This is a genomic window from Gordonibacter urolithinfaciens (genome assembly GCF_900199375.1).
In the GTDB taxonomy this organism is placed as follows: domain Bacteria; phylum Actinomycetota; class Coriobacteriia; order Coriobacteriales; family Eggerthellaceae; genus Gordonibacter; species Gordonibacter urolithinfaciens.
The window spans coordinates 2249172-2263976 of the sequence record NZ_LT900217.1 but is presented as its reverse complement, the minus strand read 5'-3'; the positions used below and the strand labels follow the sequence as shown (position 1 = coordinate 2263976).

Here is a 14805-nt window from a genome sequence, read left to right as displayed (position 1 = left end):
CCGTTACTCCCTGCCCTGCTCGGGCATGGTCACCACATAGCCTTCGGTCGCGCTGCGCGGTCCGGCGGCGTCGAAGGCCTCCAGCATGCCCTCGATAAGGGCATCCGCATCCACAATGCGGCTTGCCACAACGCGCGTTGCACCCAGAGCGGCGAACAACTCCATCGGCGCTTGCGCGGACGGCCCGAACATCACGAACTCCCGCGCGCGCCGCGGCAGGCGAGCGATATCGAACAGGCTGTCGTTCTCCAGCGCGCATCCCGTTATACCCACGACATCGGCCTGCGCGACAAGCGCCCCGGTGTTCTCCACGTCATGGAACCGCACCGTGCCCGGACCCGTGCGCACGCCATCGGCATCCAGGAGCACGCTCTGCAGCGCAGCACGCGGACGCAGGTCCACCACGTCGAGCGAGGCGCACATGGCGGCCGCCTCCCGCAGCAGCATGCCCGCGCCCACCAGCACCACGGCGTCGTCGGGGCGGAAAAACGACCGGTCGGACGAATCCGAGACGACAAAGCCGCGCTCAGTCAGCGCTTCGGGTGCATTCACCTCGCACGAAAGCGCGTTCGCAACCGCCAGCGCCACGCTGCGGCGAAGCGAGCGGTACGCCGCATCATCGGCGGCCCCGACGACAGCCCCATGCTCGTGCTCGTCCAATAGCTGCGCCACCGCATCGTCCGCATACACGCCCGTTAAGCTCTGCAAGCTCCTCATGTACTCGAAGTCGAGCGCCCCATACACCGCATGCTGCCCGTTGAACGTGAACGCACGCCCCGCACGTCCATCCGACAGCTCCACTACAGCCCACCGCGCGCCGAAACACAAGCGCCTCACGGTAGGCATCAGACCATCTGCGCAGGTGATGTGCAGCGTTTCCTCGATCAGCTCATGCAAGCTACAAGGCGCGTCTGCCGCCACGAAGCCGTTCGCCTTACCGCTCATCACCGCACCCTCCCGTCAACGCCGAACAAGCCCTCTTCCCCGCACGGACACGAATGCGCCTTCGTCTTCAACAGCGGCACGCACGTGGTCACCGTCCCGTCGGGATGCTCCGGCACGTCGATGGACGCCACCTTCACGGGAATGCCGTACGCCTCCTCCAAAGTCTCCTCGCACACGATGTCGCCCACGTCCGCCACGCGAAACGGGCTCGTGCGGCTCATGACCGCAGCCTTGTCGCAGCACAGGAACGCATGGTCGGGGAAGTGCGACGTCATGATGATCCCCACGCCGCGATGAGCGAGCGCGCAGATCTGCGCGAGCACCCGCATTTGGTTGCCGAAGTCCAGACTGGACGTAGGCTCGTCCATCATGAGGAACGACGGGTTCTGCATGAGCGCGCGGGCGATGAGTACCATTTGCCGCTCTCCGCCACTGATCTCGGTGTACACACGGTTGCGCAGATACGCTATGCCCAGCAGCTCCAGCAGCTCGTCGGCTTCGTCGAACGCGTCGCGCCCCGGTCCCGCGAACGCATCGGCCCGTGCGATGGATCCCATGACCACCACATCGATGACCACGAATGGGAATGGCGGCTCGTGCACCTGCGGCACGTAGCCGATGAGCGAGGCCGTCTCCTTCCGGCGACGGTGGTCCACCGCACGCCCGTCCACATACAGCCCGCCTGCCGAGAATGGAATGAAGCCCAGAAGCGACTTGAACAGCGTCGTCTTCCCCACGCCGTTAGGTCCCAGCAGACACAGCACCTCCCCGCTCTCCAGCTCGAAGCTCACGTCGTGCACGATGTCGACGTCGCGGTACCCGGCGCATACGCCGCGTGCCTCCAAGATCATAGCTGTTCCTTCTTTCTCTTCAGCAATAGGTAGAAGAAGAACGGCGCGCCAACGATGGACGTGAGGATGCCCAGCGGGATCTCGACGGTGAACAGGTTGCGCGCCACGTTGTCCACCAGCAAGAGGAAGCTGCCGCCCACCAAGAACGACATGGGCAGGAGCACCTTGCAGTTCGGTCCCACGATGAACCGGGCCATATGCGGGATGATGAGCCCTATCCACCCTATCATGCCGGCGATGGCCACCGAGGCCGCCGTGAGCAGCGTCGCGCACAGGATGAACAGCCCGCGCAACCGCTTCACGTTCAAGCCCATGGCCTGCGCCTCCTCGTCGCCGAACGCCATGGCGTTAAGCTGCCAGCGCAGGAAGGCCAAAGGTGCGATGCCGACGAGAAGGGGCGGCAGCAAGAACAAGATGTCTTGCAGGTTCACTGTGGACAGGCTGCCCATGAGCCAGTACGTGATCTCGGGCAGCTTGCTATCAGGATCGGCCACGTACTTCGTCAACGTGATGAACGACGAGAACAGGGTGGACACTATCATGCCGCCCAGCACCAACATGAGAATGGCATCCTTGCCACGGCTGACGCGCTGGCACACGAAGTAGGCCAGCCCCACGGCCACGATGCCGAACGCGAATGCGTTCACTTGGATGAACGCATAAGGAAGCGACAAAAGGATGGCCAGCGCCGCGCCGAAGCCCGCACCCGACGAGGCACCCAATATGTCGGGCGAAACCATGGGGTTCTTGAAAAGCCCTTGGTACACGGCGCCGGCAATGGAGAGCGCTGCGCCCACCAGCAGCGCGGCGCAGATGCGAGGCAGGCGCACTTTCCACACAATGGTCTGGGCCATGTCGCTTTGCGAGCAGTCGAAGCCGAACAGCTGGGCCCCAATGATCTCGACAACCCCCACCGGATCGATGGGATACTGCCCGACCATGAACGAGCCGAAGAACAGCACAACCATCACCGCCACCGCGATGACGATCGCTCCCGCTGACGAACGTTTCGAAGTCATAGTCCCCTTGCCCCTTCAAAATATATACTAATATGAGAATAATATTTATTTCGGAATAATCTGTTGGAAAAGCCACGAACTGAGATTTTTTTGATACGACTCGCCCCCCTCCGCCAATTGTGGAGTTTCGCGCATAACCGGGCGGTTTCGCGAGATTCCCGTCGCTGCGCGCCCCGCAAACCCCCATACTGGTAAGTCGCTTTGCACGAAATTCTTTCTTGTTTCTCTTTTGCGCACGCTGATGACGCTCACAGATGCAGAAAGCGGCTCGAGTCAAGCGCAAGGCACGCCGCTGGAGCGGGTGCGACCACGGAGCGGTTCCGCAGAGGCGGACGCCCGTCGAAGAGAAACGGAATACCCTTATGACGAAATTCGCCGACCTCGGCCTGTCCAAGAACGCCCTCGCGGCGGTTGAGAAGCTGGGCTACGAAAACCCCACCCCCGTCCAGGAGCAGGCCATCCCGCTCGTCCTGGAAGGCCGCGACGTCATCGCGGCCGCCAGCACCGGCACCGGCAAGACGGCCGCGTTCCTGCTGCCCGTACTGAGCACGCTCCCCCGCGTGAAGGGCCGCAACCGCGCGCCGCGCATGCTCGTGGTGAGCCCCACCCGCGAGCTCGCCCAGCAGATCGCCCGCACGTGCATGCAAATCTCGCGCAAGACCGGCCACTTCACCACCACGGTGTTCGGCGGGACGCCCTACGGCCCCCAAATTAAGGAGCTGCGCGGCGGTACCGACGTGCTCATCGCCACGCCCGGGCGCCTGAAGGACCTCATGAAGCGTGGCGTGGTGAACCTGTCCTGCGTGGAGGTGCTCGTGCTCGACGAGGCCGACCGCATGCTCGACATGGGCTTCCTGCCCGACGTCACCACCATCGTGGACGCCACGCCCGAGTGCCGCCAGACGCTGCTGTTCTCGGCCACCATCGACCAGTCCATCCAGAAGAACCTGGGCTCGCTGCTGAACGATCCGGCCATGGTGGAGATCGCCCGCAACGGCGAGACGGCCAAGACGGTCGAGCAGTTCATGATGCCCATCAAGAACTTCAACAAGCCCGAGCTCTTGGAGGCCGTGCTGCGCGAGAAGGGCTCCGAGCGCGTCATCGTGTTCGCACGCACGAAGAACCGCACCGAGGACTGCGCCGAGGCGCTGTGCGACGCCGGCTTCCGCGCCGAGTCAATCCACTCGGACAAGAGCCAGGGCGCCCGCCGTCGCGCGCTGGACAACTTCCGCCGCGGCAAGACGTCCATCCTCGTGGCCACCGACGTGCTGGCGCGCGGCATCGACGTGCCCGACGTGGACCACGTCATCAACTTCGACCTGCCCGACATGCCCGAGGACTACGTGCATCGCATCGGCCGCACGGGCCGCGCCGGCGAGAAGGGCTACGCCATCTCGTTCGTCACCCGCGAGACCAGCCGCACGCTGAAGGACATCGAGCGCCTGATCGGCAAGGACATCCCGTTCATGGAGCTGGAGACCTACGAGCTGGACCCGTCGCTGCTGAAGCAGAAGAAGGGCGGCGCGCGCCAGGGCGGCTCCAAGAACGGCGGCTCGAAGCCCTACGGCAAGCGACCTGCGGGCAAATCGTACGGCAAGCCCGCCGGCAAGGGCGGCTACCGCACGTCCGACGACCGCGAGGGCGGCAAGCCGGCCCGCAAGAGCTACGCTGCCGAAGGCAGCACGCGCATGGGCGGCGAGGATAAGGGCGGCAAGCGCTTCGAGCGCACCGAGGCCCCGCGCTCCGGCAAGGGCGGCTACGACCGCGCGAACGCCGGCAAGCCGGGCAAGCGCTCCGACCGCTCCGGCAAGCCCGCCTCCGCCCGAGGCGAGAAGTCCTTCGACAAGCCGTACCGCGAGGGTTCCAAGCCTGCGAAGAAGCAGCGCTCCAAGAAGGGCAACGGCACCGGCGGCTACGACTACAGCCGCTTCGCCAAGAGCGACAAGCACGAGGCCGCCGAGCGGTTCTAACTCCGCAAAGGTACAACGACGACGAGCCGCATAAGCGGCTCGTCGTCGTTCGCAGGGAAAGAGCCGCCGCGCTACTCTCCCCCTCCTGCCCGCTGGCCGATGTTGAACCCGTCCGCCAGCGCGCTGGGCGCGAGCAGCACGCCCTTCGAGTCCTTCGCCCCTTCGTAGGCCAGGTTCATGGCGCGCAGCTTCATGGCGCGGGGGTTGCGGTCGTACACCTCGGCGGCCTCCACGAACATCTCGGAGATGTCCTTCTCCACCTCGGCCAGGATGATGCGGGCGTTGCGCTCGCGCTCGGCCTGGGCTTCCTTCGACAGCGCATCCTGCAGCTCCTTGGGGATCATGATGTCGCGGATCTCCACCGACATGACGGTCACGCCCCACTGCTCGCACTTCTTGCCCAATATCTCCTCGAGGTCGCGGTCGATCTGCTTGCGTCGCATGGATATGTCGGCAAGGTTGAGCTGGCCGATGACGTCGCGCATGGCCGTCTGGGCCGAGCGCAGCACGGCCTTCGGATAGTTCTCCACCTCGAGGCACGCCTTCTCGGCGTCCCACACCATCCAGAACAGGATGGCGTCAACGTCGACGGGAACGAGATCGGCCGTGAGCGCGGCCTCGGCGGAGAACGAGGCCGTCATAATGCGCTGGTCCACGTGGATGGCCGCGTACTCCGCGAACGGGATGCAGCAGTAGATGCCCGGGCCCGCGATGCGGTTGAAGCGGCCGAAGCGCAGCACGGCCACGCGCTCCCACTGCGGCGCGATGCGAACCGAAGTGGCCACGACGAAGCCGACCGCCGCCGACGCAGCGATGGTCAGCGGCGACACGAACGCGAACGTGAGCAGGAACGGCACGAGGAAGCCCACGGCGAACATGACGAGGAAGAACAGGTACACGCCGCCACGAGAGGCCTCGTTGGCCTCGAGCTCCGTCTCGGCAACCTTCCGCTCGCCCTGCGCGTCGTGCTCGATCCGGTTACGCCTGAACAGTCCCATCGTCGCTCCTCCGCCTCTCCGTCGCTCACTCCGTCTCGTCCGCCGCTGCGAGCCTCCCCGCCACCAAATCGGCGATGTCCTGACGCGGCACGCCGAGCTCGCGGCACTGGCGGATGAACTCGTCGGCCAAAAAATCAACCTCGGACTTGGCCGCCTCGGCTTCGGCGGGACCCCGCTCTGCCACGAACGTGCCCTTGCCGCGCTTGGACACGATATAGCCGTCGCGCTCGATGTCCTGGTACACCTTGCTCACCGTGTTGTAGTTGACGCCTAGGTCAACGGCCAGCTCGCGCACCGTTGGCAGCTTGTCGCCCGCCTTGAACCGGCCGGACGCTATCAGGTAGATCAAGCGGTTGCGCAACTGGAGCCACAGCGGGATGCCGCTGTCGCTGTCTATGGTGATCTGCACGGTTTGATTGGCGGCGCTCACGCTCGGATAGTCCCCCACCTTCATTCGCCAAGTAGTATCGTCATATGATAGCATTCCTCGCCCCGCTTGCCGCACGGGGCCGCAAAGCGCGAGACCCCGCACGGCCGACCCGGGAGGGAGGGAAGGCCGGCCGCGCGGAGCCCGCGGGTAGGGGCGTCGGCCGCCGTGAGCGGCCGACGCCCCTACCCGACGCCCAGCTCCTCGCGCTCGAACGCAAGGAACTGGCGCACGGTCTCGGCGAGGCCCCGGTAAAGACCCCGCTTCGCCCGCTTCTCCAGATCGGCGCAGAGCTGCGGAAACCAGGCCAGCACGTGGTCGCGCAGAAACACCCGCTGCGTCTCGCGTGCAGCCTCGGCTCCAACTTCGTCGCCGGCAGCCAGCGCATCGGCTTCCTTGCGGCAGAGGCGCGCCATGAACGCCAGCTCTATGCCCGCGTGGTCCTCGGGAACGTTCAAATCTCCCGAACGCTCGAACCCTTGAGCCCGGTACGCCGCGAGCACCTCGTCGCGCGAGCGCTGCATGAGCAGGTGCTCGGCGCTCGTGTACACCGACTCGTAAGGGAACACCGGATCGGCCGACATGTTCAGCAGCAGCGCCGCGAACTCCGCTGCCGCCTCCGTGCGCGCCGCCGCGAGGTTCGCGCCCGCGAGCCCGGCCGCGTAGCGCCCGAGCTCGCCCTCGAGCGACGGCGGCTCCTCGGCGAGCCGCGCAAGGAAATCCTCCGACACCTCCTCGAGGAACAGATGGGACAGAAACGAGTACGTGAGCTCCCGAGCCTCGGCCTCGGCGTTGCGTTCGCGCATGTCCATGATCGCCCTCCCCCTCGCGGGCGCCCACCGAAGCGGGCGCCCCCATCGAACCGTCGTTTACGAAACCAGCATCAGCGCGCCCTGCACCGCCTGCAGCGCCGCGGGGCTGACGAGCGCGGCATGCAGGCCGGCAGCCAGCACCACGAAACGCAGCGTGAACCCGCCGATGAGCGCGCACGCGGCGCCTCCCACCGGCACGGCCGGGCCGATCTTGTCCTTCTGCCTCGACGCCACGAGCTGGGTTATGGCCGCGATGAGCGGGCACCCCAGCCCCACGGCCACCACGAGCAGCCAGAACTGCACGCCCAGCGCGCCCTCGGTGAGCAGCCCGATCGCCCGGGCCTCGTCGGTACCGGCGCCCTGCATGTTGATCACGAAGGCGGCGAGCACCGCAGCCTCCAGCACCACCAAGCCGACAACCGCCTTCTCCAGCGTCGCACGCACGCGCTCGATGCCCTCGTCGCGGTCAATAACGGCCGCGAAGATGGACACCGCCGCCACGCCCGTGTCGAGCGCCGACACGGTGAACAGTGCCGGCAGCAGCCACGTTCCCCACAGGGGGATGGCGGGCGCCGCGCCCAGAAGCACGCCGGTGTACACCGCTACCGCGAGCGCAAGCGGGATGCCGACCACCGCGAGCACCTTGTTGATGCCCGCGCGCGCCTGTCCGAGGGGCTTGCACGCCGAAGACAGCCAGTCGGCGATCTTGTCGGTGGTGAACAGCGCGCTCAGCACGAACACGATGAACGTGACCAGCAGCAGCCACGCGCCGACGGTCATCCACGACGAGCCGTTCACGAAGCTCTTGAACAGTATCATGGCCTGGAAGGGTTTCTCCACCTCGGACACGAGCGCCAGCAACCCGATGGCCAGCGCCGCCACGGCCGTCCACACGCCTCCCGTCACGGTCTTCTTGAATCGCCCCGGCTTCGCCAGGCGCAAGATGGACGCCGTCAGAAACGCGCCCGCGCCCAAACCGCCGAGGAACAGGTATATCGCCGGCAGCCAGCTCCAGGTCGTCTGCAACTCAACCATGGTCGTTCTTCCTTTCCGTCATGTCGGCCGAGAGCGCCATGGGACACGCAGCCCCGCGCTCTCGGCACCGCTTTTTCACGACACGACGACCGAGGGCTTCGCGTCGGCCGCCATCTGCCTGGCCTTCTTGTCGCCCACCTTTTCGGCCAGCTCGTCCATGGTGCCGAACTGCAGCGCCTGCGTCGGGCACGTGGCCACGCAGTGGGGCATGTCGCCGGGCTCCACGCCGTTGCCGATGCAGCAGTCGCACTTGTCCATGCCCTCGTCGGTGTACTGCGGCACGCCGAACGGGCAGGCGAAGAAGCAGTAGTGGCACCCGATGCACTTCTCTTTGTCCACCACCACGATGCCGTCCTCTCCGCGCTTCGTGATGGCGCCCGCCGGACACACCTTCGCGCAGGCCGGCTCGCCGCAGTGCATGCACGACATCGACACGAACGTGCGCGTGACGTTCGGGAAGGTGCCGCTCGTCACCTCGTGCACCTTGCGGCGCGCAATGGTTCCTGCTTTGATGCCGTTCCACTGCTTGCAAGCGATCTCGCACGCCCAGCACTTGATGCAGCGCTCGGTGTCCATATAGAAGCCGTATTGCTTGGCCATTATTCATCCCCTCCCTCGAGCTTGCTGATCTTCACGAGCGTCTGCTTGCCCATGGAGGAAGTGAACGGGTCGAAGTTCTCCGGAGTCCCGTCGTACAGGACGTTGGCCTCGCACCCGCCATCGAGGAAATCGTACCCGGGGAGCCCGAGCTCCTCGCATGATTGCCACCAACCGCGCTTCGCCATGATCACATCTGGCGCAATGCCCTCGAAGTACTCGGCTGTCAGCTTGATCCAGCCATGGGGAGACTCAATCTTCATCCACTCTCCGTTCGCAATCCCGTACTTCTTTGCCGTGGCAGGGTTGACCTTCGCCCACGGCAACTTCTGCAGCTCGCGGGTGTAGGGAAGGTCCTGATAGTAGCTGTGGTTGCACAGACGATACGCGTGGACGTCCGAGAATACGATCGGATACTCCTGCGCAAGCTCAGGCGTTCTCGCGACGCTCTCCGTGGGTCCAACGTACTCGGGCAGGTAGCCGATGGTGCCCATGTCGAGCGTGTCGGGCTTGCCGCCAATCAGCTCGTTGTAGCATTGCACCTTGCCGTTCGGCAGACTCGCGAACATGTTCGCGTAATCCTTGTACGGAGGGTCGCTCGGCTTGGCACCGTCGGTGCGCTCGACGAAGATCCAGCCCTTCTCTCGCAACTCTTCCAGCGAGATGCCCGACGGCTCGAGTTGCTCGCGCAGGTTCTGGTCGAAATCGCCGTTCCAGAAATCCTCGCCATAGCCCATCTTTACCGCTAAGTCGCAGTAGAAGCGCCAGTCGGAACGACCCTCGCCGATGGGCTCGATGACCCCCTGGTTGATGCCGATGGCCGTGCCCCCAGCCATGTTCTTCACGTTGAACTGGTCGCTCGTCTCGTAGTGCGTCAAAGCGGGGAGAACCACGTCGGCGTAGTTGCACGACGAGTTCCACGTAGTGTCCATCACGAAGTAGAACTCGATCTTCTTCAGCGCCTCCACCACCTTCTGGGGCTGGCGGGTCGCCGAGAGCGGGTTGGTCGACTGCGCCAGCAGGCACCGAATCGGATAGGGCTTCTCCGTCAAAACGCTCATGATGCCCTTGAAGTACGCGCTCGTCAATCCGCAGTGCCACGAGTGCGGGCCCTGGTACCAACGGGGGATCTCGGGAGCGACCAGCTTGCTCGCACCGGGGTGCCAGCCGTTCGCCTTGTCCTCCTCGCTCTCGGGCAGTCGGTCGGAGAGACGGTCGAACGGCTTGGTCTTGATCAGCGAGGGAGGCAGGACCTTGCCCTTGTTGCCGCCTCCCGCGATACCCATGTTGCCCGTGATGGCCTCGATCGAGCAGATGGCCTGGATGGTGGACGTACCGTCGCTCGCCTGGTCGCCAACACCGTTGCCGAAGCCGATACCCATGGGCTTGATGGTGCCCATCATACGGGCGACCTCGTAGATCTGCTCCTCGGGTACGCCCGTGATAGGAGACGCCCAGGAGGGCGGGAACTGCTTGACGTGCTCAGCCAGCTTGTCGAAGCCGTTAACCCAGTTACTGCAGAAGTCGTGGTCATACAAGTCCTCGCCGATGATGACGTGGAGAATGGCCAACGCCAGTGCGCAGTCGGTGCCGGGGCGTACGGGAACCCACACGTCCGCCTTGGAAGCCAGCGGATCGAGCATCGGGCGGATGTCGATGATCTTCATACCGTTCTTCTGCTTGTTGTCCACGCGCTTGAAGGGGCCGCCCTGGTTGCACGCGGAGTTCTCGAGGTTCTCACCCCAGTTGACGTACAGCTTCGTCTTGTCCATCTCGCCCGGACCGATGGGGGTCACGGCATTCAGCGCCTTGCCGCCCACTGTCACCTGCGCGCCCCAGGTGCGCTGCGTCATGCAGATGGAGCTGTGCATGTAGTTCGGCGTGCCGTGCACGTTTAGGAACCGCTGGGCAATCGTTCCCTGTACCGCGAATTCCTGCGGTGACAGGGCAGCGAAGCACTCAGGGCCGTATTTCTCCTTGGTCTCGAGCAGCTTGGTGCTGATGATGTCGAGCGCTTCCTCCCAGGTGATACGTTCGAACTTGCCCTCGCCCTTCTCACCCGTGCGCTTCATGGGGTACATGATGCGCAGCGGCGAATAGGGTACCTGAACGGCCGCGTTCGCCTTAGAGCACAGCGATCTGCTGCCCACACCGTAGTTGTTGCCAGCCTCGGGATTGCCCTCGACGTTCGTGAACTTGCCGTCCTTCACGTAGCAAAGCGTCGAGCACTTCGTCTTCGCCGGACCGCACATCTGGCACCAGTTGTGGCGGACTTGCACCTCACCGGATGCGACACCGGCCTCGCCGGCGGGGCTCGGTTTGAGCGCCTCCTGGCTCGCGCAGCCGGTGAGCGCCGCCATCGCACCGAGGGCAGCCGTCCCCTTCAGAAACGTTCGCCGCGAAAACGTAGCATCACTATTCATTCGTTCCTCCCCATTCCTCGTTCTCTCGCGTTCTCCATGTTGAAATAGCAGATGAGAGGTTGTCGCATAGACCATCCCCCTTCGCTTCTCGCACGCGTCCCCACAACGCGCCTCCCCGGAACGGACTCGACGGCATTCCTTATTAGAATGCCTATCATTGTCCTATTGAACTATTGTCATAGTACCATAGTTTAATGGTTTTATTAAGGAGTCATATTGTTCTATTTTAAGGATAAAATGAGGGTGTGCCAACCGTCTCGCTTGCCAGAATGACGGCAGCAGCAGCGTTTGCCTGCCGGATGGTGCCCCGACGAAAGCGAAGTGCCTTGATGGGACGTATTTGACTTGCCGCAACGGCGACTATTGTTCAGGTTGCGATCTGGATTCTTTTGGTCGCGATCAAAGTGCTCACCAGATAAGGCGAATGGGAAAAGAGGGCAGAGAAAAAACCCGGGAACGCGACGAAACGCCCCCGGGTTAAGTAAATGACCGGCACCACCCGGTGAAGCGAGCGCTGCTGTCATCTCGTATAGCAGCGTGCGGCGCAACGCCGCAATGGCAGCGGAGCCTTTGTTACGATTCTTCCGCAATCGCTCCTTGCACTCGCAAGCGAGATCGGCGCAGAACGTCCCCCCGCTCCCCTACTGCGGCTCCACGTCGATAGGCGCGTTCTTCGCGGCCGCGCGCTCGCTCTTGCGGATGCGCCACCAGCGCGAAAGGCTGTGCACGAGCCATTCCACCAGCGGGATGGTGAGGAACGCCACCCAGGCGGGATGCGGCTGGTTCAGCAGGAACGCCATATAGCAAAACCATGCCACCACGGCGATAGGATACACGCCCGACACCAACGGCGCTATACGCCGGCGCCCGATGGCGTGGCCCACCATATAGTACACGGGGACGGTCAGGAACAGGAACAGCCCCACGCCCCATGCGCCGTTCAAGATGCCCAACAGCAGGTACACTACGATTATCACCAGCGGATAGGGGAACTTCACCCACTCCTTTTCGAACGCGCGCAGGTAATGCTTGCGAACGGGAATGGTACGGCCCACCTCTGGGCCGTACTTGGCCTTCGCATCGTCAAGCGTGTCGAAGCGCTCCCCGTTCACCGTGTAGCCGCAGGGCTCGTTCCAGCGCTCCTCGTGGATGTGCCCGTACCCGTAGCGCTCGTTCGCGTCGCGCCAGCTGTCGAAGCGTTCGCCGTTGATGACCACGCCGTCGTCGTCGATGACCACCTGGCTGCCGTCGTCGTCCTCGAGCGTGCAGCGACTGCTTGACCTCTTCGCGTCGGCACCGGGCTCGGCGGCGTCCCCTTCGCACGCGCCCTGCACGCTCGCAACGGATCCTTCCTTCACGTGGATGCCGTTCCAGCCCACATGCACCTCGTCGCCCTTCTTGGAATCCTTCACGTGCACGCCATCACGCCATGACACGTGCACGTAGTCGTCGCCATCGAGCACATGGATGCCTCCCAGCCCGATACGCACCTTGGACTCCTTGCCGTCGGCGGATCCAGGCTCCGGAGCCGCCGTACCGTCCGCCTCCCCGTCGGTTCCCGGCTTATCCGAGGCGCCCTCTCCTGCTGCTGGAGCCGCGCCTGCATCCGTTCCCGATGCCGGCTTCGGCGCGTCGGCAGCCGCCGCGCGCTCGGCAGCGCGGTCGACGGCCTCGAACGCCACGTCGTCGCGCATCTCGTCGTCCACATACAACAGCTCGTCGAGCGACACGCCGTAGAGCTGCGCGAGCGCGATGAGGTTGTCGGTGTCGGGCGACGACTCCGAGCGCTCCCACTTCGACACAGCCTGGCGCGACACGCCCAGCTTCTCCGCGAGCGCTTCCTGCGACAGTCCCGATTGCTTGCGACGCGCCGACAGGCGCTGGGCGATCTCGACGTTCATGGTTCCGAACCCTTTCTCGTTTCATTCATCATAGCGTACTCAAAAGGGTACGGTTGCGGGAATCGCCGCGCGACCGCTTCCAGTTGGATTTTTCCGCAATTATTGGTTGCGGGCTATCTGATCTGGTAAAACGTTGGCTAAAGACAGGAAAGGCGCCCGTTACTTTTTCCGTGCGATGTCCACGACCACCCAGAGGGACAGGATCGCGGCGCCCAGGTAACCGAAGAACGCGAGCACCGGCACGCCCAAAAGGCGCGGCTCCATGCTCGAGAGCGACAGCATGCTCGAGCCGATGAACAGCCCCGCGATGATGATGCCGATGGTCAGCCGGTTCACGATCTTTCCCAGATGCGAGAGCGGCGCCTCGCTGCCCAGCACCTCGGTGTTCACCTTCAGCTGGCCGCGCGTGAGCATCTTCAATGCCTCGCCGGAGTACTGGGCGGCGTCCATCGAGCCGCGTGCCGACGAGCGCAGCGCCAGCGCCAGGTCCTCCATGGCCCCTGCCAGCTCCTCGGCCGGATCCTTCGTGCGCTGGATGTGCGCGTTGATGATGGACACCACGTTCTCGTTCGGGATGAACGGCAGGATGGTGCCCTCCAGCGTCACCAGCCCGCGCGACACGCTCGTGATGGACGACGGCAGCGTGACCTTGCACGAGCGCGTGAGCATGAGGATGTCGTTCAGGAACATGCCGATGTCGATGTCGGCCACGTCGCACGAGCCGTAGTCCTCCAGCAGGAGGTCAAGGTCGGCCAGGAAGCGCGTGTGGTCGATGGCCGCGTTGTCCTTCGCGATGGCGAAGGACATGAGCGCCGTTTTGAGCTCGGTAGCGCTCTGCATGCCCACGGCCTGGATGATGTTGCCGAACCCGGCGCGGTCGTGCGGCGACAGGCGTCCCATGATCCCCAGATCGATGTAGACGACCTTCCCGTTGCGGATAAGGAGGTTCCCCGGATGCGGGTCGGCGTGGAAGAAGCCGTGATCGAGGATCTGGGTGGCGTAGTTATCGAGGATCTTCTCGCCGATCTCCTCCAGATCGTAACCGGCGGCCCGCAACCGGTCGGTCGCCAGGATGGGTATGCCGTCGATGTACTCCATGACCAGCACGTACTCGCCGCAAAGTTCCGGGTACACGTGCGGGCTGTCGATGAACGCCACGTCCTTGTTCAGCCGCGCGAACTCCTGGAGGTTCGCCGCCTCGCGCTGGAAGTCCGTCTCCTCGAGGAACGTGGCCCACAGCTCCTCCACCACGTCGCGCAGGTCGAGCATCTGGTCGTCCTTCATGAAGCGCGACGCCTGGCGCGCCACCATGCGCATGATGTCGATGTCGAGCGCCATGGTGGCCTTCACGCCGGGCCGCTGGATCTTCACCGCCACGACATCGCCGTTCGCGAGGCGCGCCTTGTGCACCTGCGCAAGCGACGCGCTGCCGAGCGGCGTGGGATCGATGGCGTCGAAGATGTCGCCCTGACGTTCGCCGTAGATGTCGTCGAGGGCCTCGAGCATCTGGTCGAACGGCAGCGGATCGCACTCCATCTGGAGTTTTGCCAGCTCGTCGCAGTAGGCCTTCGGGAGGATCTCCGAGCGCGTGGACAGCGTCTGGCCGATCTTCACGAAGCTGGGGCCCAGGTCTTCCAGCATGGCGCGGAACTCTTCCGGCGAGAAGCCGCGCAGGAAATGGTGCTTCTGGAGGATGGAGTAGATCTCCTTCAGCCGGCGCGTGCGCGTCTTGCGGCTGAGATTGAACCGCCCTTCCGGATCGATCTCCGCGCCGGAGCTGAAGAAGTACTTGAGCAGCGTGTTGTCGGCCATGGCCATGGGCGGGCG

At 64.4% G+C, this 14805-nt stretch carries 12 protein-coding genes; 1 reads left to right on the top strand and 11 read right to left on the bottom strand.

Going from position 1 to position 14805, the window contains the following annotated elements; all coding sequences use genetic code 11:
- Positions 1 to 3 precede the first annotated feature (3 nt).
- Genes BN3560_RS09745 through BN3560_RS09735 form a run of 3 tightly spaced genes read right to left on the bottom strand, consistent with a single transcriptional unit; the run spans position 4 to position 2815 of the window.
- Positions 4 to 945 carry a Rossmann-like domain-containing protein gene (locus tag BN3560_RS09745; protein WP_087191247.1) on the bottom strand — a complete coding sequence of 314 codons (942 nt, stop codon included), beginning with the start codon at positions 943 to 945 and terminating at the stop codon, positions 4 to 6.
- The gene (locus BN3560_RS09740; RefSeq protein ID WP_087191246.1) at positions 945 to 1796 is read right to left on the bottom strand and encodes an ABC transporter ATP-binding protein; all 852 of its coding nucleotides are present in this window, start codon (positions 1794 to 1796) and stop codon (positions 945 to 947) included. Before BN3560_RS09740 ends, BN3560_RS09745 begins: the two co-directional genes overlap by 1 nt.
- The gene (locus tag BN3560_RS09735; protein WP_087191245.1) at positions 1793 to 2815 is read right to left on the bottom strand and encodes a FecCD family ABC transporter permease; all 1023 of its coding nucleotides are present in this window, start codon (positions 2813 to 2815) and stop codon (positions 1793 to 1795) included. The genes BN3560_RS09740 and BN3560_RS09735 overlap by 4 nt, the downstream gene beginning before the upstream one ends.
- 362 nt (positions 2816 to 3177) lie before the next feature.
- On the opposite strand from BN3560_RS09735, the gene BN3560_RS09730 reads away from it, so the two are divergent.
- On the top strand, positions 3178 to 4785 hold the full coding sequence (locus BN3560_RS09730; RefSeq protein WP_096227892.1) for a DEAD/DEAH box helicase: 1608 nt from the start codon (positions 3178 to 3180) through the stop codon (positions 4783 to 4785).
- 71 nt (positions 4786 to 4856) lie between these two features.
- Here the strand turns inward: BN3560_RS09730 and BN3560_RS09725 are convergent, their stop codons facing one another.
- From BN3560_RS09725 to BN3560_RS09690, 8 genes are all read right to left on the bottom strand, one after another.
- Positions 4857 to 5783: a slipin family protein gene (locus tag BN3560_RS09725; RefSeq protein ID WP_096227891.1), complete on the bottom strand. Its 927-nt coding sequence runs from the start codon at positions 5781 to 5783 to the stop codon at positions 4857 to 4859.
- 25 nt (positions 5784 to 5808) lie between these two features.
- On the bottom strand, positions 5809 to 6237 hold the full coding sequence (locus BN3560_RS09720) for a GntR family transcriptional regulator (RefSeq protein WP_087191241.1): 429 nt from the start codon (positions 6235 to 6237) through the stop codon (positions 5809 to 5811).
- A 158-nt stretch (positions 6238 to 6395) separates the two neighbouring features.
- The gene (locus BN3560_RS09715; RefSeq protein ID WP_096227890.1) at positions 6396 to 7022 is read right to left on the bottom strand and encodes a TorD/DmsD family molecular chaperone; all 627 of its coding nucleotides are present in this window, start codon (positions 7020 to 7022) and stop codon (positions 6396 to 6398) included.
- Between the two features lie 57 nt (positions 7023 to 7079).
- Positions 7080 to 8057, bottom strand: a complete 978-nt coding sequence (gene nrfD, locus BN3560_RS09710) for an NrfD/PsrC family molybdoenzyme membrane anchor subunit (protein WP_096227889.1) — start codon at positions 8055 to 8057, stop codon at positions 7080 to 7082.
- Between the two features lie 75 nt (positions 8058 to 8132).
- Entirely contained in the window at positions 8133 to 8657 is a 525-nt protein-coding gene (locus BN3560_RS09705) for a 4Fe-4S dicluster domain-containing protein (protein ID WP_096227888.1), read from the bottom strand.
- The gene (locus BN3560_RS09700) at positions 8657 to 11077 is read right to left on the bottom strand and encodes a molybdopterin-containing oxidoreductase family protein (RefSeq protein ID WP_161959441.1); all 2421 of its coding nucleotides are present in this window, start codon (positions 11075 to 11077) and stop codon (positions 8657 to 8659) included. Before BN3560_RS09700 ends, BN3560_RS09705 begins: the two co-directional genes overlap by 1 nt.
- Positions 11078 to 11718: 641 nt before the next feature.
- Positions 11719 to 12978, bottom strand: a complete 1260-nt coding sequence (locus BN3560_RS09695; protein ID WP_096227886.1) for a helix-turn-helix domain-containing protein — start codon at positions 12976 to 12978, stop codon at positions 11719 to 11721.
- Positions 12979 to 13137: 159 nt separating this feature from the next.
- Positions 13138 to 14790 (bottom strand): ABC1 kinase family protein, encoded by a 1653-nt coding sequence (locus BN3560_RS09690; RefSeq protein WP_087191288.1) that lies wholly within the window; start codon positions 14788 to 14790, stop codon positions 13138 to 13140.
- Between the last annotated feature and the right edge of the window lie 15 nt (positions 14791 to 14805).